This is a genomic window from Psychroserpens mesophilus (assembly GCF_000826645.1).
In the GTDB taxonomy this organism is placed as follows: Bacteria; Bacteroidota; Bacteroidia; order Flavobacteriales; family Flavobacteriaceae; genus Psychroserpens; species Psychroserpens mesophilus.
In genome coordinates this window covers 494,641-515,651 of sequence record NZ_JXJP01000001.1, presented here as the reverse complement: position 1 = coordinate 515,651, position 21,011 = coordinate 494,641, and the positions used below count along the sequence as shown (strand labels likewise).

Here is a 21,011-nt window from a genome sequence, read left to right as displayed (position 1 = left end):
AAAATAGACATTGATTTTTATTTAAGTCAACCTAATTTTAATTTTTATCCAATCTAAATTGCTTTATTTCAAAGGTTAAAAGTAACTTCATAACGATTTAATATTTGAGTAAAAAACTTTTTTACTACATTCGCAATCAGCTATTGATCAGTAAAATTTACCCAAATTATGAAAAAACTTAGTTTCCTGTTTACATTTGCCATTATTCTATGCTCTTGCAACAATGACGACGATCTTATTGCTGCTTGCGATAAAGCAACAAATATTTCTGCAACAAACATCACAACAACCTCAGCAACTATTGCTTGGAATGACCCAAATAATGCAGGATCTTATTTTGTAGAATATGGTATTTCCGGATTTGCAATAGGTTCAGGAACAACACTTATTGAGAGTGATACAACCGTAGATTTACAAAACTTATTACCTGAAACAACTTACGATGTTTATGTACAAGTCGTGTGTAATACCGACAACCTAAGCATGTACACAAATGTTTACAGTTTTACAACTGCAACGTTACCAGTTGTTCCAGAATTCAAACCTAATCTATCCGAATTAAATTTATTCTCTGGAAACTTAGGCGATTTACAACCCTCTCCTTTGGCTTTCAATTACGATTTAAATACAAAATTATTTACCGATTATGCAACTAAACAGCGCTTAATTGCATTACCAGAAGGTGAAAAAATGATGTATAATGGTGATGGGTTTCCTTTATTTCCAGATAATACTGTAATGGCAAAAACGTTTTATTACAATAACGATGACACAGATTTATCTCAAGGAAAAAAAATTATTGAAACCAGATTACTAATCAAAATAAATGGGTCTTGGGAACTTGGAAATTACAAATGGAATGAATCTCAAACCGATGCTGTATTAGATACTGATGGAGCAGTTGTTCCAGTGACTTGGATAAATACTGCTGGAGAATCGCAAAGTGTTAATTACGAAATACCATCGAGCACAGACTGTTTTACTTGTCATAGTAACAACTCGCAAACAACTCCAATTGGTCCGAAATTAAGAACGATGAACTTCAATGTTAATGGATCAAATCAACTACAAGCTCTAATTGATAACGAAATGCTTGACGGATTGACAGATCCTGCAACTGTAAGTGTATTACCAGATTGGGAAGATACAAGTTTAGGATTAACCAGAAGAGCTAGAGCTTATTTAGATATTAATTGTGCGCATTGTCATATTGAAGGTGGTTTTTGTGATACACAATCTATATTGAGGCTGTCTTACGAAACAGACTATGTAGAATCTAATATTTCTGAAAGAAGAAACAGTATTCTAGCCAGAATTCAAAATACAATTCCTGAATATGGAATGCCACTAATTGGAACTACAATACTTCACGATGAAGGTGTTAGTTTGTTGGTAGAATACATAAACTCATTAGAGTAAATCATTAAGAATTAATTTAATTTTAAAACATTTATGCCACTCTTTGAGTGGCATTTTTATTTCGTTAAAAAAGTATTAAAAGTAATTCTACTGAAGCTAACTTAATCAAGATTTCTTATTTTCACGTACTAATTTAAAATTCAACTATTTTGAAACAACTCTCCTATAAACTACTTTTTGTAGTATCGGTTTTTTTGATTGTATCATGCTCCTCTACAAAAGAAGCGAGTAAATCTAAAAAAGGTGCTACTACAGCTGCCAGTAAACCAGCAAAAAAGCCTGGTAAAGACGACATTCAACCCTATAATAAGATCATTACAAAAGACGCTAAGAGTGATGAAGGCTTATTTACTGTTCACACTATTGATGAAAACTTCTTTTACGAAATTCCAGATTCACTTTTTGATCGCGAAATGCTTATGGTAACTCGTATTGCTAAAACTGCCAGTGGCTTAGGCTTTGGTGGTGGAAAGCAAAATGAACAAGTATTACGCTGGCAGAAAAAAGGCAAAAAAGTGATCCTGCGCGTGGTTTCCTATAATGTATTTGCAGCAGATTCACTTCCTGTAAGAGAAGCCGTAGAGAATTCGAATTTTGAACCTGTCCTTTTTACATTTCCTATTAAAGCTATTGGTAAAGACTCAACGAGTACAGTTGTAGATGTGACACCTTTATTTGAAAAAGATGTAAAATCTTTGGGGTTACCAGATTATAGAAGAAAACCTTATAAAGTGACACGATTGGAAAGTGACAAATCATTCATTGAAAGCATTAAGAGTTATCCAAAAAATATTGAAGCAAGGCACGTAAAAACATATGCTGCTGGTGCTCCTCCTTCTAATTACAGCACTGGAAGTATTTCTATTGAAATTAATAATTCAATGATTTTACTTCCTGAAAACCCAATGAAACGTCGTTATTTTGATGAACGTGTAGGTTGGTTTACAAGTAGCCAAACAGATTATGGCTTAGATGAACAAAAAAGTAAGTCAGTAGAATATTTAGACCGTTGGAGACTTGAGGTAAGAGATGAAGATATTGAGAAATTTAAACGTGGAGAACTTGTAGTTCCAAAGAAACAAATTGTGTATTACATAGACAGAGCGACTCCTGTAAAATGGCGAAAATACCTAAAACAAGGTATTGAAGACTGGCAAGTTGCTTTTGAAGCTGCTGGTTTTAAAGATGCTATTATTGCAAAGGATCCTCCAACTGCTGAAGAAGACCCAGAGTGGAGTCCTGAAGATGTACGTTATTCTGTAGTACGCTATTTGGCGTCACCAATTCCAAATGCAAATGGTCCTCACGTTAGTGATCCAAGAACTGGTGAAATTCTAGAGAGTGATATCAACTGGTATCATAATGTAATGACCTTATTACGTGGTTGGTTTTTCGTACAAACTGCTGCCATAAATCCTGATGCTCAAAGTCCGCAATTTAAAGATGATGTTATGGGACGTCTAATACGTTTTGTATCTGCTCATGAAGTTGGACATACATTAGGTTTACCTCATAACATGGGAAGTAGTGTAGCTTATCCGGTTGAAAAATTACGTGATGCGGCCTTCACTCAAGAATTTGGAACTGCACCTTCAATTATGGATTATGCACGTTTCAATTATATTGCTCAACCTGGTGATGAAGGCGTAGCTTTAATGCCAGATATTGGTGTTTATGATAAATATGCCATTTCTTGGGGTTACAGACCAATTTTAGATAAATCTGCGGAAGAAGAAAAACCGATTTTAAATCAGTGGATTTTAGAACATGCAGGTGATCCAATGTATCGCTTTGGCCATCAACAAGTAGGTGATGTTCACGATCCTAGTTCTCAAACTGAAGATTTAGGAGATGATGCTATGCTAGCTAGTGACTACGGTATTAAAAACTTAAAGCGTATCGTTCCTAATTTAATTGATTGGACGACTGAAGCTGGAGAAGATTATGATGATTTACAAGAAATGTATGGCCATGTATTGTCACAGTTCAGACGTTATATGGGACACGTTTCTAATAACATTGGTGGTGTGTACGAACATTACAAAGCTGCTGACCAGCCAGGTGCTGTTTACACTCCAGTTCCAAAAGAGCACCAACAACGCGCAATGAAATTTATTCAAGAAAATTTATTTGATACGCCTGACTGGTTAATTGATAAGACTATTTTTGATCGTATAGAATATTCAGGTTCTGTAGAACGCGTTCGTGGGTTACAGGTAAGAACTTTAAATAATATTATGAGCTTAGGTAAAATGCAACGTTTAACTGAAGCAGAAACGTTTAATGGAAACCAAGCTTATGCGCTTACCGATATGATGAAAGATTTGCGTCAAGGTATTTGGAGTGAATTACGCACAGGTAAACGTATTGATACCTACAGACGTAATTTACAACGTGCTCATATTGACAGGCTAGCCTATCTAATGACTGCTGAAAACCAAAGTGGACGTTCACCTAGTCCTTATATCAAAGCTACTGCTGTAAACACCAGTCAATCTGATATAAGAGCTGTTGTGAGAGCCGAATTAAAAACATTACAAAGCCAATTACGTTCAGCTCGTGGAGCAGATGCTATGAGTAGAATTCATATTGCTGATGCCTTAGAACGAATTGATGCTATTTTAAATCCGAACGGATAACATAGATTGTAAAACGTCTTAGAACGTTTAGAACTTTAGACAAGATGAGATACCAAAAAGCTTCAGAGACATCTGGAGCTTTTTTTATTCTAAAATTGAGATAATTCCATCTTTATAATTCTCGAAACTAATGAGATTGTTGTGCTCTCCTCCATCAATGGTAATGAAATGAGTAAGTAATTTTGGAGACACTGCTTTTAACTTTTGAGCAGAACTATAAGGGATTACATTATCATCTGTGCCGTGAAACATGGTAATTGGGCAATTTACCTTAGTAATAAATTCATTTGAAGGAAACTTATACTTCAGCAATGCAGACACTGGAAATATTGGAAAGCGATGTTTTGCCACATCTAAAATACTGTAATAAGGTGTTTCTAAAATGAGTTGTCTTGGCTGATGTTTTGAGGCTAAATATGTAGCAATTCCTGTACCTAAAGAGCGGCCATATAACACAATATCGTCTTCAGAGTAGAACTTCAATAGATAGTTGTAACAAAAGTCTGCATCATCATAAAACCCTTGTTCACTTAAGGTTCCTGTACTTTTTCCATAGGTTCTGTAATCCATAATAAGCACATCATAATTTAGAGATACAAAATGCTCTCCAATAATTCCCCAGCGACTCAAATCACCTGCATTTCCGTGAAAATATAATATCACACCTTTAGGGTTTTCCGACTTAAAATGAATGGCATTAATGGATACATTTTCAGCAGTTTCAAAAAACAACTCTTCAAAAGGATATCTGAAATCATATTGATAATCCTGAGCCAAAGTTGAAGGCAAAAACAAAATCTTTTCTTGTAAAAAATAAAGTGAGGCTCCAATCATAATATAGAGTACTACTAAAATTTTAAGAACTCGGCTAAGCCTTCTTTTTAGTCGGTTTTGAGGAGTGAATGACATTAATACTTGTGGTTTTTAAATCTATTGTTTTTGGTGCTTTATTGATAATATCGTCTAACATACTATGATAAGACTCAAAATTATTTAAGTTTTTATGTCCACCACCAATAACAGTATGCAATTTTGTAAGATTAGGATTCACTAAAGACAATTTCACACTTGTTTTATAAGGAATTAATTTATCATGTGTTCCATGGATGATATGTATTGGACATTGCACATATTTTAGCCATTTGTAAGTTGGCAAAGGATATTTCATCAGAAGTGACAAAGGCATAAATGGTGCATAGCGCGCAGTAACCTTAGTTAAACTATAATAAGGAGCATCTAAAATAAGCATCTTAGGATGATTCATAGATGCCAACTTTGCGGCAAATCCTGAACCCAAAGATCTTCCGTAGAGAATGATATGATTCTCGGTTGTTAATTCCTTAAGTTTATTATATATCAGCTGTAAATCACGTTTAATTGCCTTTTGAGAACGTCTGCCAGTGCTTTTTCCAAAGCCTCGATAATCTACCATCAAAACATCATAACCATGTCTTGTAAAATCTACAGCAAATTTTCCCCAACCCTTTATACTTTTCGAATTCCCTTTAAGGTATAACACCACACCTTTACTTTCACCTTTCGGAAAAAATCGTAACCCATTAATAACTGCGCCATCTCTAGTTTCTAAATTATACTCTTTGGTGCTTTGGTTTTCATAATCAAACTGAAAATCTTTAGGCAATTTTTCAGGCTTAAAGAGCATATAGTCTTGCAGATAGTACAGTGCAATACTAATAGCTAAATAAATAGCTAATACTGTAATAACTATTGACAACCAATATGGCATGCTGAGGGTTTTAAGTAGATACAAGATAGGAAATTAATTCAGAATCTTATTTTGAAAGCTTACAGCTAAGTTTATGTTAGTTAAAATCGCTTACTTTGTAAATCAATTAAAACAACATGTATTTTTTACCAGAAAAATTAGATGATTATGTCGTAGCACATTCTCAGGAAGAACCTGAATTGCTACAGCAACTCACTAGAGAAACCTATCAGAAAATTTTGCAACCTATCATGTTAAGTGGACCATATCAAGGTCGAGTGCTAAGTATGATATCGAAATTAAAATCGCCTAAAACAATTTTAGAATTAGGTACATTTACGGGTTATGCTACATTGTGTTTAGCTGAAGGTTTACAAAATGATGGCCACATAGACACCATTGATGTAAATGAAGAATTAGTGGATTTTCAACGCAAATACTTTGATCAATCGGCATATGGAAAGCAAATCAATCAACATTTGGGAAGCGCATTAGAACTTATTCCGTTACTAGAACATACTTATGATTTGGTTTTTATTGACGCTGACAAACCTAATTATTCCAATTATTTCCACTTGATTATCGATAAAATGAATCCTGGTGGTATTATTCTTTCTGATAATGTGCTGTGGCATGGAAAAGTAATAGAACCGTTGGATGACAAAGATATGTCTACAAAGGCCGTTTTGGATTTCAATACACTTTTAAAGGAAGATTCTCGTATTGAAACAGTCATGTTACCTATTCGTGACGGATTGACTGTGAGTCGGAAAAAATAATTAAGTCTATTGCTCTCTTTTTATAGATCCTGAGAAATCTTCAATTTCATCTTTGACCTTAGTGATTTCTTCTTTAATGCTTTGAGTGACATTAGTTTCTATCTTATTACCTTCAGTAGATGATTTTTTAATTTCAGATTTAATATCATTTGATGCGTCTCTTAGACTACGCATTCCTTTACCTAAACCTCTTGCAACTTCAGGTATTTTATCTGCACCAAAGACCATCACAGCTATAAATAGTATGAACATGATTTCTGTGGTTCCTATAAATAAATATATTGCTAATGTATTCACAATGCAAATATACTAAGATGTTTGGATTGGTTGGAGATTGATAGCTAAATTATTTTTATACTACTTTCTATTTTAGTCCTTTCCACTTTCAACTTGAATATTAAAGGCTAAAAGTTTATCAATTAAAAATTCAAAGAGTTTTATATCGCTATTCAAATTACAAACATCTAAAAATCCAGGATCTTCTGAAGCATAATAGAAAAACTCCCTTTTCAACGCTTCATCTAATTCTATATGACCAAAAAGTTCATCAGATAATTCAGCAATAGCTTTATTCATACAAGCATCCTGTTCTTCTAACCTGACGATGTGTTTGAGTTTTTTTGTTCGTCCTGAGATTCGATTCAATATTTTATGGATATTAATGGTCGCTATTAAGCCATAGTAATACACAAACTTTCCGCCATCGGCTTCTATTACGCGTCGCTCTTTTTGGGTTTTAGGTTTTCCCGTATAACCCGGAATTCCTACATCATAAAAATTAATATCTGGTTTAGCATCGCTATTTTTAATATCAGATAATAAATCGCCTGTGAGTACTTTCCCAACAACGACTTCATCTAATTCATTGATTCGATCTTCGAGTTTAACGTTTATAAATTTTGAACTTATAATGTCTTCAGTGATCACAATTGTTTTTGGAATGTACTGCACGCTTGATACCAAAATAGTATCGCTAATTTTTACAGGAATTTCGAAAGCTCCTTGTTGGTTGGTTATGGTATATTCTTCAGCAGAAATATTTAAAACATGAATTCCTTCAATCTCAGAGCTCGCTTTTACTTGCCCTTTTAAATCGATGGACTGAGCCATTCCGACAAAAGCACTAAGACTAGCAACAAACCATAGCAGTATGTACTTAATCGTCTTCAATTTGCATTTTAAATTCTTCCAGTTTCTTTTGTAAAAACTCCAGCATTTTCAAATCATTATTTAATTTACTTAATGGCAAAAAATTTGGATCATCGCTAACAAAATAAAAGAATTCCACTCGCTTTGATTCCTCAAGAACTTTAGTATTGAATAATAATTCAGACAAATTAGATTTGGTTTTATCCATGGCATTGTCAATGTTCTCCATTGCTATTTGTCCTTTCAATTCTTTTGTTCGTCCGGAAAGCCAGTTTAGTATAGGATTTAAAGGCACTAATCCACTTCCTGTAGTTGCTTCATGCAATCGTCTTTCAGATTGTGTTTTTAGTTTTCCTGTATAACCTGGAATGCCTAAATCGTAAAAATTAAGATCTCGCTTTTTGTCACTATTTTCAATATCAGATAATAAATCTCCTGTTAGTATTTTACCAATAACAACCTCATCTAATTCTGTTATTTTATCTGTTAGATGTGCCGAAATGAATTTAGATTGCATCATAAATGGCGTGACTAAAATTTCTAAAGGCTTATACTGAATGGCAGAAATTAAAATGGTATCGTTTATTGAAGCAGAAATTTCAAACTCACCATCATCATTTGTAATGGTAAATCTATTTGCTGTTTTGTTAATAATGTGAATTCGATCAATATCTGAACTAGCCGTTACTTTACCACGTATTTCAGTTGATTGAGAACATAAAAATCCAAATTTGGATATACATAAAATTAAAATAATAGCTTTTTTAATCGGTAGCATTCTTTTTCTCTAAGAATGTTTTACTCTTCTGACTGAGAACTTCAAGGAATTCTAACTCTTTTCCGTAATTAAGCAAGGTGAAATCAAATTTTTCATCATCCTCAACATATCTAATAAATTCTTCAACGCGATGCTCAGGAATTCCGAAATTATCTACTAAAAACGAAGATCCAAAATAGTATTTTATCGCACTCACTGGTACTTCTGAAATCCCAACCGATTCTTTGTCTTTTACTTTAGATCTGAATAATGGTAATAATATTTGATCTACGACATTACGAATATTTAAACCATTCACCATAGTTTGTGATTGAGAGTGCAAGGCTATATTATTTATTTCGGTCCTGTTATCATCAGTAAATTCATATTCATCACTTTTCTTTATTCCGAAGTAAAGCGCATCTAATTTTGGGTTGAATGTTTTTACACTGGTAATATCGGTATCTAAATCTCCTGAAAGGCTTTTCGTCATGACTAATACCTCGTCAAGTTTGTTAATTTCTTCAATAAGAATAACACGAATACGCTTTGATTTTAAAATAGCCTCACTAACTTTGAAATCAAAATTTTGATACTGTAACGCTCTAACTTCAATAAAATCATTCAAAGCAACAGCGATTGAGAATTTACCATTTTCATCAGTCACAGTACCTTTATTTGATGATGTATTGTAAACGGTTATGCCTTCAATATCATTACCTTCAACGATTATTGTTCCTTCAACAACCACGCGTTTGACCTCTTGTGATGTCGCATAAAAACTTAGGCAAAATAGTAGTATTGGTATGAGCTTTTTCATAGGTTAGTTATTTACTATAAAAATAAATTGTCTGGATTTAATTTCAACATTAAGCCTTGTAAACTTTTGTTAAATTAAAGGTTTACTTAAATTTACAATAAATAACTTGAAGTCTGAAATATGGCTTAATAGTTTTAATTTTTTTCAATGAAAAATATCATTATAGCAAGTACATCGACCATTCATGGTAGCGGTCCTCTAGAATATTTATTAGAAGAACTCTCTGTTTTTTTTAAAGGCACTTCGGAAATACTTTTTATTCCTTATGCAAGACCTGGCGGAATTAGTCATGATGAATACACGTCGAATGTCAATAAAGCATTCAGTCAAATTGGAAAGGTTGCTAAAGGTATTCACGAATTTGAAAATCCTAAAGCTGCCATAGCGCAAGCTCATGCTATTTTTACTGGTGGTGGAAATACTTTTGTTTTGGTGAATCAGCTTTATAAAAATGACTTATTAGCATCTATTAAAGAAGCGGTTAATTCTGGAACACCTTATCTGGGAACTAGTGCTGGAAGTAATATTTGCGGACTCACTATAAACACCACCAACGATATGCCAATTGTGTATCCGCCAAGTTTTAAAACCCTTGGTTTAGTGCCTTTTAATATCAATCCACATTATCTTGATCCAGATCCAAAAAGCACTCATAAAGGCGAAACCAGAGAAACTCGCATCAAAGAATTTCATGCGTTTAATACTCCGCCTGTGGTTGGCATTCGCGAAGGAAGTTGGTTATCAGTTCAAGGTGATTCTATTGTTTTAAAAGGACAACTCACTGCTCGTATTTTTGAGCAAAACAAAACACCTTATGAGGTTGAACCCGAAACAGAGTTAAATACATTACGATAAAAAAAGCCTCACCGTTTTAGATGAAGCTTCTTGAGCGAGAGACCGGGTTCGAACCGGCGACATTCAGCTTGGAAGGCTGACGCTCTACCAACTGAGCTACTCTCGCATTCCGAGCGCAAATATAAATAAACTCAATGTTCATTTCAAAAATAAATCTATAGCTTTTTCAAAAAATGATAGCCTAAAATTTCAAACCCTTCATTGTAGTAAAATTTATGGGATGGATAATTATGAACATAGGTATTCAATTCAGCAGTAACAACACCTCTAGCCTTCACATGATTGTAAATCCATTCTAAAAACTGTTTGCCCAAACCTTGACTTCTGTAGTCTTCAACAATATAAACATGATCTAGTTCTACACTTTTTCCTGTATAATGTCGCGTGCAATACCAGAGACCTGACACTCCAATTAATTTGTCTTGGTTATAAATTACAGCACATTCATAATTTTCAGTAACCATGTCTGAAAAACGTTCTTTTAGTACCATTTCAGAACAATTATGGCTCGTTAATTGCTGTATCAATGGTATGATGTCATGTATATTTGAAGGCTCTAAAATTTGAAACTGAAATGACATGTTAATTAATTTTAAAGTGAATATAACTATTTTTAACTAAAAATGAATTAGTAAATTCACTTGTAACTTTATCCAAAATACATTGAAACGAAGACATTTTATTACATCGGTTTTAACTTCAGGAATGGCATTCGCAATAGTGCCTCAATTTGCATTTGAAACTAATACCAATCGACTTAGTTATAAAGAATTAATCGGTAAGGGTCAACCTGAACTTTATGGTAATGGCTACAAATTGCGAAAAGAAGCTCATGAGGCCTTCGAACGATTAAAATATGAAGCACTTAAAAGTGACATTCGTATTCAAGTTGTGTCTAGTTATAGAGGATATGAACATCAAAACAGAATTTGGGAACGCAAATACAATAGAAATATTAATAACGGCTTAAGTCCGCAAGAAAGCATCAACAAAATTATAGAATATTCTACCATACCAGGAACTTCCAGACATCATTGGGGAACAGATCTCGATATTATTGATGCTCATGTAACTCAGCCTTCATCTGTATTACAACCAAAACATTTTGAAGAGAATGGCTGCTACAGAAATCTTAAACAATGGATGGATGAACACGCACATACTTTCGGGTTTTATCTTGTATATACAAATGCATCCCAACGCAAAGGTTTTAAATATGAGCCCTGGCATTACAGCTATAAACCACTTTCAAGTTTATATCTATCACAATATTTAAATTTGAAAATCAACGAGATTATAACCAATGAAAATTTAAAGGGTAGTCCCTATTTTTCTGAAGAATTTATTTCCAAGTATTTAAACAATAATATTTTGGATATAAATCCGGAACTTTTGTAAATTTATAACACAAACTAATGAAATCATGAGAGGTAAAAATTTTAAAATCAGATTACTTATAGGTGTCGCTATTGCTCTTTTTTTTGTTGTAAAAAGATGTAGTCAGCGTGAAGAAAATCCATATACAGGGCGTATGCAGACGATATCGATGACGCCAGATAAAGAAATACAAATCGGACTTGCAAGCGCTCCAGGAATGGCACAACAACACGGAGGTTTGCATCCAAACACCCAATACCAAGCGTTGGTTGATGATGTGGGAAATAAATTGGTAAATAGCAGTATTGCTAGTGCAACGCCTTATGAGTATGAATTTCATTTATTAGCTGATCCTAATGCAATCAATGCTTTTGCGTTGCCTGGCGGACAAATTTTTATTACCTATGCTCTGTTTTCAAAATTAGAAAATGAAGACCAGCTTGCAGGTGTTTTAGGTCATGAAATCGGACACGTTTTAGGAAGACATAGTGCTGAGCGTATTGCTGAAAGTGAATATTGGCAAGGACTGGCTACAGCAGGTTCTGTTGGAGGCGATATTGGAGGTTTAGTAAGTGGTATCGGACAAAACACATTATTAACTAACGGACGAGATGATGAGTTAGAAAGCGATGATTTAGGCGTAAGATTTATGATGAAGGCAGGTTATCAAGCGGAAGAAATGATTGATGTCATGGAAATTTTAAAAGCTGCTGCAGGTCCTAATCGCGTTCCAGAATTTCAAAGCACACATCCAGATCCAGAAAACAGAATAGAAAAAATAAAAGAGTCTATTGCTAAATACAAAAAGACGCTTTGAGATAAAGCGTCTTTATGAACTAACTAACTAACTAACTAACTAACTAACTAAAATAATTGTCATTTTTTAATGACCTAAACATTTTTTACGACTCTAAATTTCTTAGATATGATAGGGCATCTTGTGCATTAGATGCTTCTGCATACTTTTCTGCAGTCATACCTTTATCACTTTTAATGTTTAATTTAGCACCATTTTCAACTAAAAGCTTCAAAATATCTAAACGATTATACTTTGCGGCATACATTGCAGGCGTCAACCCTTGAGAAGTTTTATTCACATTTATGCCTAAATCGATTAATTTCTGAACGGTTTCAATGTCGCCTTTTACAATAGACAGACAGAAAGGACTTACATTCGATTTTTTAGCAACAACTTCATAAGTTGACGTATTACTAATTACATTTTTTGCATTTAAAGCGGTTACTGAAAATGCCATTGCGATTGCAACGATAACTACTGATTTTTTCATGATGAAAGATTTTAAATTAATTGATTGTTTTTTGATTATAATAAATAGACGACTAATTTTTATAAGTGTTACACTAAAAAAACATAAATAACATTTTTTTAACTCTTTGTAAACAAATATGTTAAGAGCCTCACAAGTTTTAAAAAACATATAACCTCTTTTGAATCAAAGCTTAATGCATTATTAATTTCCTATATTTTCTTAGTTCATTATTATCAATTAGGTTGATAAACTTTTATCTTTGAACTTAAATATCACAACATGAACAAAAAAGTTATTTTGATGATTCTTGATGGTTGGGGAAAATCTCCTGACCCAAAAGTTTCGGCCATAGACAATGCGTACACACCATTTATCGATTCATTGTACAAAACATATTCTAATGCTTCATTAAGAACAGATGGACTTCACGTAGGCCTACCTGAAGGACAGATGGGGAATAGTGAGGTTGGACATATGAATCTCGGTGCTGGTAGAATAGTCTATCAGGATTTGGTTAAAATTAACTTAGCTGTAAAAAATAACACATTAAAAGACGAGAAAGTTTTAATAGAGGCCTTCAACTATGCGAAAACAAACAAGAAGCCTGTCCATTTTTTAGGACTGGTTAGTGATGGTGGAGTGCACTCTCATATTAATCATTTATTTGGATTGGTTGATGCAGCACATAATTCAGGTGTTGAACAATCCTATATTCATGCATTTACCGATGGTCGTGACGTGGATCCAAAATCTGGATTTGGATTTATCACTTCCTTAGAAAATCATATTAAAACTACTAATACAAAACTTGCTTCTATTACAGGTCGTTATTACGCCATGGATAGAGATAAACGTTGGGAACGCATAAAATTAGCTTACGATGCAATCGTTCATGGTATTGGTGAACATTCGAACAATGCAACAGACAGCATCCAAAATAGTTATGATGACAATATTACCGATGAATTTATCAAGCCCATTATCATGGTTGATGAGAACAACAATCCAGTCGGAAAAATACAATCTGGTGATGTTGTGATCTTCTTTAATTTTAGAACTGATAGAGGTCGAGAACTTACGGAAGCGCTTTCGCAAAATGATTTTCATGAGCAAAATATGCACAAACTCGATTTGTATTATGTCACTTTGACGAATTATGATGATTCTTATAAAGGTATCAACGTAGTTTATAATAAAGATAACCTATCTGAAACGCTTGGAGAAGTATTGGCAAAACATCATAAAACACAAATTAGAATTGCTGAAACTGAAAAATATCCTCATGTCACCTTTTTCTTTTCTGGAGGACGCGAGGAACCTTTTGAAGGCGAAACACGTATTCTAAGAAACTCTCCTAAAGTAGCTACATATGATCTAAAACCTGAGATGAGTGCTTTTGAACTTCGTGATGCATTGGTTCCCGAACTTCAAAAAGGGGAAGTTGATTTTGTATGCTTAAACTTTGCGAATGGAGATATGGTTGGCCATACAGGAGTTATGGATGCCGCTATCAAAGCTTGTGAAGCTGTAGATATTTGTGTAAAAGATGTTGTTCAAACGGCTCTTGAAAAGGACTATACGACAATACTAATTGCTGATCATGGCAATTGTGAAACCATGATTAATCCAGATGGAACGCCTAATACAGCTCACACTACTAATCCGGTTCCTATTATCTTAATAAATAATGACCATACCACAGTTAAAGACGGCATTTTAGGTGATATTGCACCAACAATTCTTAAGCTCATGGATATTGAACAACCTGATGCCATGACACAAAAATCATTAGTAACACTTTAATTCGAAAAAAGGATATTTATTGTATTTTTGCCACGTATAAGGACTAACCTATGAATTTTTTAGACAAACTAGTTATTGCAATAGACTTTGACGGAACTATAGTTGAAGATGCCTATCCTAAAATAGGAAAACCCCGAATCTTTGCTTTTGAAACTATGAAGCGTTTACAACATGATGGCCACCGTTTGATACTATGGACATATAGAAGTGGTTCTAAACTTGATGATGCTGTTGAATTTTGTAAAGAAAACGGCATTACATTTTATGCTGTAAATCAGAGTTTTCCTGAAGAACAATATGATAATAAGGTTAGTCGAAAAATTTATGCTGATATATACATAGACGACAGAAATATTGGTGGTGTTCTAGGTTGGGGAGAAGTTTATCAATTAATAACCAATCAAACTCTCGACATCAAAGAACCAAAACGTAAAAAAGGATTTTTAGGTCTTTTCAAATAAAAATTACATCATTTCAAAATAAGCTCTATCAATGTCTTCTCTGTGATCAGGATGCGCTATGTCAACCAAGGATTTTACACGTTCCTGAATCGTTTTTCCATATAAATTAGCAACACCATACTCGGTCACAACATAGTGAATATGTGCTCTGGTAGTTACAACTCCTGCTCCTGTTTTCAAGGCTGGCACTATTCTACTTATTCCTTTTTTAGTTACTGATGGCAATGCAATAATTGCTTTACCACCCTCACTCAAAGAGGCTCCTCTAATAAAATCCATTTGCCCTCCTACTCCTGAATACATTTTTGAACCAATAGAATCAGCACAAACCTGACCAGTAACATCAACTTCGATAGCAGAATTAATAGCGACCATTCTAGGATTTTGTTTGATTACAGATACGTCATTAACATAATCTGAAGATCGCATTTCAACAAATGGGTTATTATCAACATAATCATATAATCGTTTTGAACCCATTAAAAAAGTAGCTAAAGCTCTTCCAGGATTAACGCCTTTGTAATTCCCATTGATGACATCTTTCAAAATTAGATCAATAACACCATCTGAAAACATTTCAGTATGTAAACCTAAATCTTTATGGTTATGCAATCTAGACAATACAGCATTTGGAATATTTCCTATTCCCATTTGCAGCGTACTTCGGTCTTCAATTAAATTAGCCACATAGTCTCCAATTTTAGTTTCAATGGCAGTTGGTTCTGTAACAGGATGTGAAGGTAAAGGAATATCACACTCTACAAATGCATCAATTTCAGTAACATGAATAATCCCGTCACCAAAAGTTCTAGGCATTTGTTTGTTTACTTGAGCAATGACATGATCAGCATTGTCAATAGCAGCCAGTGTTGCTTCAACAGAAACACCAAGAGAACAATACCCATGTTGATCTGGAACTGACACGTGAATTAATGCCACTTTAACATCAACAATATTACGTTTAAATAATAATGGTACTTCACTCAAGAAAACTGGCGTATATGAGCCATTTCCTGCTTTTAAGGTATGACGTACATTTCGTCCAATAAAAAAAGAATTGACATGGAAGCTTTTTGCATATTCAGGATTAGCATAAGGTGCTTCTCCTTCGGTATGTAACTGACAAATTGTTACATTTCTCAATTCATCGTGTCTGTCGGCAAGTGCCTTTATAAGCAAAGATGGTGCAGCAGCAGCTGCTTGAATATATATTTTATCGTTTGATTTTACTACTTTAAGAGCTTCTTCAGCACTGACTGCTTTATACATATGATTTTGATTTTATGATGGTACAAAATTACTATAGAAAAGGCATTTAAAAACTGTCAAATATCATATTTATGTTAAAATTTTAAATTTTAATTTTGAGTATCTTTGCACATATTTTTGAAAGATGATTATAGTAAAAACAAAAGAAGAAATAGAATTAATGCGCCAAAGCGCGTTAGTGGTTTCCAAAACACTAGGAATGCTAGCTAAAGAAATTAAAGAAGGCATTACCACCAATCAATTAGATACACTTGCTGAGGATTTTATAAGAGCTCAAGGTGCTGTGCCTGGCTTTTTAGGATTGTATGATTGTCCGTCAACCTTGCTCTGCAGTGTAAATGAAGCTGTGGTCCATGGTTTACCTACAGATATACCTTTAAAAAATGGAGATATTGTATCTGTAGATTGTGGTGCACTGATGAATGGCTTTTATGGAGACCATGCGTATACATTCGAAATTGGAGAGGTAGCTGCTGAAACAAAAAAATTGATTGAGGTGACCAAAGAGTCTTTATATGTTGGTATACGCGAATTGAAAGTTGGAAATCGTGTTGGAGATGTTGGTTATGCTATTCAAAACTATTGTGAAGCTCATGGCTACGGTGTTGTAAGAGAACTTGTTGGTCATGGAATTGGTCGAAAAATGCATGAAGACCCAGAAATGCCAAATTATGGTCGTAGAGGTCGTGGAAAGAAATTTATTGAAGGTATGGTTGTTGCGATCGAACCTATGATAAATGGAGGAACGCATCGCGTCAAACAACTTAAAGATGGCTGGACAATTGTCACCCAAGACGGGAAACCAAGTGTTCATTTTGAACATGATATTGCTATAGTTGATGGTAAACCTGAAATTTTATCAACATTTGCTTATGTTCATGAAGCTTTAGGAATTGTTTCAAATGAAGAAGATGAGTTTAGAAAAGAAGCCTTAGTGCTCTAAAATGAAGCGCCTTTTTAAACTTATATTAAACACCATTCCGAGACCTATTCTAATTAGGTTAAGCTATATTGCTCGTCCGATACTCGCCTTTTTTTTAAGAGGAAATCAATTTACAGATCCTATTGACGGCAAATCTTTCAGAAGCTTTCTACCTTATGGTTACGGTAATCAGCGTAACAATGTCTTGTCTCCTTCAACACTCTCGTTAGAACGTCATAGATTGCTTTGGTTGTATCTAAAAAATGAAACCGATTTTTTTTCAGCAGAGAAGAAAGTCCTACATTTTGCACCTGAACAATGCTTTCTGAAACGCTTCAGAAACTTAAACAATATTGAGTATACTACGACTGATTTAGAATCACCTATTGCTGATGTAAAAGCAGACATTTGTAACCTTCCGTTTGATGATGAAAGCTACGATGTAATTTTATGTAATCATGTGTTAGAACACATTCCAGATGACACGAAAGCTATGCAAGAATTGCATCGTGTGATGAAGCCTGGAGGTTATGGTATTTTTCAAATTCCGCAAGATTTATCTAGAGAAAAAACCTTTGAAGATGATTCTATAACAAATAAAGATGAGCGCGCAAAAATCTTTGGTCAATACGATCATGTTCGTGTCTATGGTCGTGATTATTTTGATAAACTCCGAAGCATCGGATTTCAAGTTGAGGAAGTTGATTATACAACTCAACTTTCCGAAGAAAATGTTATTAAGTATTGCTTAGCTAAAGGTGAAATTATTCCTGTGGTTTACAAATAAAAGCTAATCTTTAATCACTTTATAGGTCAGTTCGTTCCCATTCACGCTTAATTGTACCAGATAAATGCCATCAGTTAAGGCAGACATATCGATTGTATTGTTATTTGGTTCAAAAGTAAACGCTTTAATTCTCTGTCCTAAAAGATTAAAAATTTCAACATTTTCCATTATTGAATTTGATTGCATATGTAAAACATCGTTTACTGGATTAGGAAATAATTTAACCTCTGCCAGTTGAAACTCTTGAGTTGATAAGCTTGCATCTTGAACTGTAAGATCAAACCAGCTTGAACCTCCTCTATCTACAGTATCATCATTCCAGACTTGGATGTAATATCGTGTTTCCATAGTAACTGAAATATCAATAAGTTGCGTACCACAAGCATTGTCTACTTGCGTTATATCGCCACAATAGTCTCCTTCCCAAAGTTGTAAATAAAAGCCTGCTTGAACAAAAACATCAATAATCGTATTATCTTCTGAGTCAAATACAAACCAAACATCCTTGCGATTCGCAATGTCATTGCAACTAGGTGTTTGCGAAGATGTCGTCGCAAATTCATTATTAGCTGTTATGGTTTCTCCTATAGTCAATAAATAAGGTGTATATCCACAATTATCATTTGAATTAACACCACAACCATATTCTGCTTCAAAAACACTATTACATCCTGGAGCGTTGTTTTCAAAAGTTCCACGTAACATTTCATATTCTTCAATATTACTCGTAAAAAAATTGCAGACATTTTCTGAACTACACATTGATAAATTTGGATTATTTCTAATTACTAGATCATAAACCAACCAATCTCCAGCCCATATACCACTGATATCAGTTAGGCTAAGATTATTCTCTATATATAGATAATCTTCAAAACCACTGAACATAGTACCATTTAGAGTTTGAAGGTTATCATTATCTGATATACTTATAATTTCTCCATTAATTTCGTGAAGACCAGTTAAATCAATAAGACTATCATTATCTGAAATCGATGTAAATTCTCCTGCACCATAATTTTCTAAACCATTCAAATTAATTAGCGAATCATTGTTATCAATATAAAACCATGTTAAAGGACTAAAGGAGTTTGGAGCACCTTCAACACTAGTTAACATAGGATTATCACTAATACTAAAAGAACTTTCAAAACCAGATCCACAAACAAAATTTTCTAAACCATCAATAGTCAATAATGACGCATTGTTATTAATATCAAATGAAGTCCCAGTACCTTCAACATAACGTATGAATAAATTAGGGTTTAAACCAATAGTATTTTGTAAAACAAGATTACCACTAATTGAAAAATACGTACATGATTCTATCTGGCTCAGCCCACTTAAATCTGTTATATCATCACCAGAAATAAAAAAGTAACCAACTTCTGTACAGTTAGGATAATCTATAGCTAAAGCATCTATTTGGGCTTGTGATGTAAACGTGCCTCCAGTAGGTGGACATTGGCTAAAACACAGAAATGGGAAAGCGAATAACAATGGTAGTAATTTATTCATATTTAGACATTTATGCTAAATATACAAAATTATGAATACTATTCTTTTGGAAAATGATTTAAGTTAATTGTTTCAAACTCTTGGTTTTCGTTCTCAAAAACCATGAATACTTTTAATTCTGGATGTGATTTTAAAAACTCAGTGACTTTTTCGATTCCCATCGCTTGAAACGCTGTAGCATAAGCATCAGCAGTCATACAATCTTCAGCAATAACAGACACACTTAAAATATTCGTTTTACTTGGATAACCTGTTTTCGTGTCTATTATGTGAGCATAGCGATTGCCCTGTTCGTCTGTTTTAAATTTTCTATAGGTTCCTGAAGTTGCCATTCCTACATTTGAAAGCGTAATAGCTTTTAAAACCGATTGCTCGCCATCAAAACGAGGTTCATCCAATCCGACTCGCCAAGGCGATTCTTTTTCGATATTGATTCCGTTAGCACGAATCTCTCCTCCTATTTCAACAAGATAATTACTGATATTTTTATCTTCAAGAAAATCTGCAATCACATCAACACCATAGCCTTTTGCAATGGCATTGAACTCGAGATAAGTTTGTGGGTGTTTTTTTATTTTATGATCTATCATCTTCACCTTATCAAAACCTACAAAACGCATGAGGCTGTCGATGGTGGTACTATCGGTTAGAAATTTATTTTTATCAGCTCCAAAACTCCATGCATTTACTACATCACCAATGGTTGGATCAAAAGCACCTTCAGTAGTTTTATAAATTTTTTTCGAGGCCGAAAATACGGATTCAAAATGCTTATCTATATTAACAGGCTCATTGCGATTCAACTTTGAAATATCTGAATCTGGAATGTAAGTCGACAAAGATTGATTAACGACTGCGAACAAACTGTCAAACTGCTTCGAGTAATCTTTTTCAGAATTATATATCACAGAAAATGAAGTCCCAAAAACGGGTCCAGAAATTTTGGTGTTTTCTAAGGATAATTGAACTTGTTTGGACTCCTCTTTACAAGAGAACATCAGCAATAGTAAAATTAAAAATTTAATTGGCTTCATTTAATTTAGATTTGGTTCAATAACCTGAATACCATTATATTCTATTAGGTATTCTTCATTTAGATAAACAGGCAAATCTTGGCCTTTAGGGTTTCCTAGACCAACACCAGCATACAAAACTTTAGCATCTTTATCGAAGGCATGTTTTTTAAACGTTTCCATCCAAACCACATCATAATTATTAGGGTTTTCAGGAAGGATCACTGCTTTCACAATGACGAAAAAGTACTGACTATTTTTATCAATACATACAAATTGTGGATGCTTTTTCAGCTTGCTATTAATGGCGACAAATTCAAAACCACGCTGTTCTAAATCTTTTCCAACATGGTTCATGGCAAGATTATGGAGTTCTTGTTTTGTTAGTGCTTTACTCATATGGCAAAGATACGAACTTGCCCTATAACCATCATAAGAATTATTTG

At 33.9% G+C, this 21,011-nt stretch carries 22 protein-coding genes and 1 tRNA gene; 10 read left to right on the top strand and 13 right to left on the bottom strand.

The genetic code is table 11. The annotated features are described in order from the left end of the window. The first annotated feature begins 168 nt into the window (after positions 1 to 168). Together TD18_RS02235 and TD18_RS02230 are read left to right on the top strand one after the other, a co-directional pair. Positions 169 to 1,419 carry a fibronectin type III domain-containing protein gene (locus TD18_RS02235; protein WP_084205817.1) on the top strand — a complete coding sequence of 417 codons (1,251 nt, stop codon included), beginning with the start codon at positions 169 to 171 and terminating at the stop codon, positions 1,417 to 1,419. Between the two features lie 146 nt (positions 1,420 to 1,565). Continuing rightward, on the top strand, positions 1,566 to 4,058 hold the full coding sequence (locus tag TD18_RS02230) for a zinc-dependent metalloprotease (protein WP_040247826.1): 2,493 nt from the start codon (positions 1,566 to 1,568) through the stop codon (positions 4,056 to 4,058). A gap of 84 nt (positions 4,059 to 4,142) precedes the next feature. Here TD18_RS02230 and TD18_RS02225 read toward each other — a convergent pair whose 3' ends face one another. Beyond that, a complete protein-coding gene (locus TD18_RS02225) occupies positions 4,143 to 4,892 on the bottom strand; it encodes an alpha/beta hydrolase (protein ID WP_241480629.1) in 750 nt (249 codons plus the stop codon). 34 nt (positions 4,893 to 4,926) lie between these two features. Further along, positions 4,927 to 5,805, bottom strand: a complete 879-nt coding sequence (locus TD18_RS02220; protein WP_040247821.1) for an alpha/beta hydrolase — start codon at positions 5,803 to 5,805, stop codon at positions 4,927 to 4,929. 116 nt (positions 5,806 to 5,921) lie between these two features. Here TD18_RS02220 and TD18_RS02215 point away from each other — a divergent pair, with 116 nt between their 5' ends. Then, on the top strand, positions 5,922 to 6,563 hold the full coding sequence (locus TD18_RS02215; protein ID WP_040247819.1) for an O-methyltransferase: 642 nt from the start codon (positions 5,922 to 5,924) through the stop codon (positions 6,561 to 6,563). A 6-nt stretch (positions 6,564 to 6,569) separates the two neighbouring features. On the opposite strand, the gene TD18_RS02210 is transcribed toward TD18_RS02215, so the two are convergent. From TD18_RS02210 to TD18_RS02195, 4 genes are all read right to left on the bottom strand, one after another. Continuing rightward, positions 6,570 to 6,860, bottom strand: coding sequence for a Sec-independent protein translocase subunit TatA/TatB (locus tag TD18_RS02210; RefSeq protein WP_394330396.1), 291 nt, complete (start codon positions 6,858 to 6,860; stop codon positions 6,570 to 6,572). A 72-nt stretch (positions 6,861 to 6,932) separates the two neighbouring features. Continuing rightward, positions 6,933 to 7,733: a carboxypeptidase-like regulatory domain-containing protein gene (locus TD18_RS02205; RefSeq protein ID WP_040247816.1), complete on the bottom strand. Its 801-nt coding sequence runs from the start codon at positions 7,731 to 7,733 to the stop codon at positions 6,933 to 6,935. Further along, the gene (locus tag TD18_RS02200; RefSeq protein ID WP_040247814.1) at positions 7,720 to 8,490 is read right to left on the bottom strand and encodes a carboxypeptidase-like regulatory domain-containing protein; all 771 of its coding nucleotides are present in this window, start codon (positions 8,488 to 8,490) and stop codon (positions 7,720 to 7,722) included. The genes TD18_RS02205 and TD18_RS02200 overlap by 14 nt, the downstream gene beginning before the upstream one ends. Then, entirely contained in the window at positions 8,477 to 9,289 is an 813-nt protein-coding gene (locus tag TD18_RS02195; RefSeq protein ID WP_040247812.1) for a carboxypeptidase-like regulatory domain-containing protein, read from the bottom strand. The genes TD18_RS02200 and TD18_RS02195 overlap by 14 nt, the downstream gene beginning before the upstream one ends. Positions 9,290 to 9,436: 147 nt before the next feature. On the opposite strand from TD18_RS02195, the gene pepE reads away from it, so the two are divergent. Then, positions 9,437 to 10,144, top strand: a complete 708-nt coding sequence (gene pepE, locus TD18_RS02190; RefSeq protein WP_040247808.1) for a dipeptidase PepE — start codon at positions 9,437 to 9,439, stop codon at positions 10,142 to 10,144. A 33-nt stretch (positions 10,145 to 10,177) separates the two neighbouring features. Here the strand turns inward: pepE and TD18_RS02185 are convergent. Next, a tRNA-Gly gene (locus TD18_RS02185) sits at positions 10,178 to 10,250 on the bottom strand. A 49-nt stretch (positions 10,251 to 10,299) separates the two neighbouring features. Beyond that, positions 10,300 to 10,725 (bottom strand): GNAT family N-acetyltransferase, encoded by a 426-nt coding sequence (locus tag TD18_RS02180; protein ID WP_040247805.1) that lies wholly within the window; start codon positions 10,723 to 10,725, stop codon positions 10,300 to 10,302. Between the two features lie 82 nt (positions 10,726 to 10,807). Between TD18_RS02180 and TD18_RS02175 the strand changes: the two genes are divergently transcribed. Together TD18_RS02175 and TD18_RS02170 are read left to right on the top strand one after the other, a co-directional pair. Further along, positions 10,808 to 11,542 carry a M15 family metallopeptidase gene (locus tag TD18_RS02175; RefSeq protein ID WP_040247804.1) on the top strand — a complete coding sequence of 245 codons (735 nt, stop codon included), beginning with the start codon at positions 10,808 to 10,810 and terminating at the stop codon, positions 11,540 to 11,542. Between the two features lie 25 nt (positions 11,543 to 11,567). Next, a complete protein-coding gene (locus tag TD18_RS02170; protein ID WP_040247801.1) occupies positions 11,568 to 12,338 on the top strand; it encodes a M48 family metalloprotease in 771 nt (256 codons plus the stop codon). Positions 12,339 to 12,423: 85 nt separating this feature from the next. On the opposite strand, the gene TD18_RS02165 is transcribed toward TD18_RS02170, so the two are convergent. Continuing rightward, positions 12,424 to 12,810 (bottom strand): ankyrin repeat domain-containing protein, encoded by a 387-nt coding sequence (locus TD18_RS02165; RefSeq protein ID WP_040247974.1) that lies wholly within the window; start codon positions 12,808 to 12,810, stop codon positions 12,424 to 12,426. A 261-nt stretch (positions 12,811 to 13,071) separates the two neighbouring features. Between TD18_RS02165 and gpmI the strand changes: the two genes are divergently transcribed. Together gpmI and TD18_RS02155 are read left to right on the top strand one after the other, a co-directional pair. Beyond that, entirely contained in the window at positions 13,072 to 14,595 is a 1,524-nt protein-coding gene (gpmI, locus tag TD18_RS02160) for a 2,3-bisphosphoglycerate-independent phosphoglycerate mutase (RefSeq protein WP_040247799.1), read from the top strand. Between the two features lie 50 nt (positions 14,596 to 14,645). Beyond that, complete coding sequence (locus TD18_RS02155) at positions 14,646 to 15,056, top strand: BT0820 family HAD-type phosphatase (protein WP_040247796.1); 411 nt, start codon at positions 14,646 to 14,648, stop codon at positions 15,054 to 15,056. A 3-nt stretch (positions 15,057 to 15,059) separates the two neighbouring features. On the opposite strand, the gene TD18_RS02150 is transcribed toward TD18_RS02155, so the two are convergent. Next, entirely contained in the window at positions 15,060 to 16,325 is a 1,266-nt protein-coding gene (locus TD18_RS02150; protein ID WP_040247791.1) for an acetyl-CoA hydrolase/transferase family protein, read from the bottom strand. Positions 16,326 to 16,449: 124 nt separating this feature from the next. Between TD18_RS02150 and map the strand changes: the two genes are divergently transcribed. Next, entirely contained in the window at positions 16,450 to 17,268 is an 819-nt protein-coding gene (map, locus tag TD18_RS02145; protein WP_040247788.1) for a type I methionyl aminopeptidase, read from the top strand. Between the two features lies 1 nt (position 17,269). Beyond that, complete coding sequence (locus tag TD18_RS02140; RefSeq protein ID WP_040247786.1) at positions 17,270 to 18,034, top strand: class I SAM-dependent methyltransferase; 765 nt, start codon at positions 17,270 to 17,272, stop codon at positions 18,032 to 18,034. Positions 18,035 to 18,037: 3 nt separating this feature from the next. On the opposite strand, the gene TD18_RS02135 is transcribed toward TD18_RS02140, so the two are convergent. The 3 genes from TD18_RS02135 to TD18_RS02125 are packed head-to-tail and all read right to left on the bottom strand — an operon-like array spanning position 18,038 to position 20,964. Beyond that, on the bottom strand, positions 18,038 to 19,552 hold the full coding sequence (locus TD18_RS02135) for a T9SS type A sorting domain-containing protein (protein WP_040247783.1): 1,515 nt from the start codon (positions 19,550 to 19,552) through the stop codon (positions 18,038 to 18,040). Between the two features lie 38 nt (positions 19,553 to 19,590). Beyond that, positions 19,591 to 20,586 (bottom strand): FAD:protein FMN transferase, encoded by a 996-nt coding sequence (locus tag TD18_RS02130; RefSeq protein WP_040247780.1) that lies wholly within the window; start codon positions 20,584 to 20,586, stop codon positions 19,591 to 19,593. After that, positions 20,587 to 20,964, bottom strand: a complete 378-nt coding sequence (locus tag TD18_RS02125; protein WP_040247776.1) for a hypothetical protein — start codon at positions 20,962 to 20,964, stop codon at positions 20,587 to 20,589. Between the last annotated feature and the right edge of the window lie 47 nt (positions 20,965 to 21,011).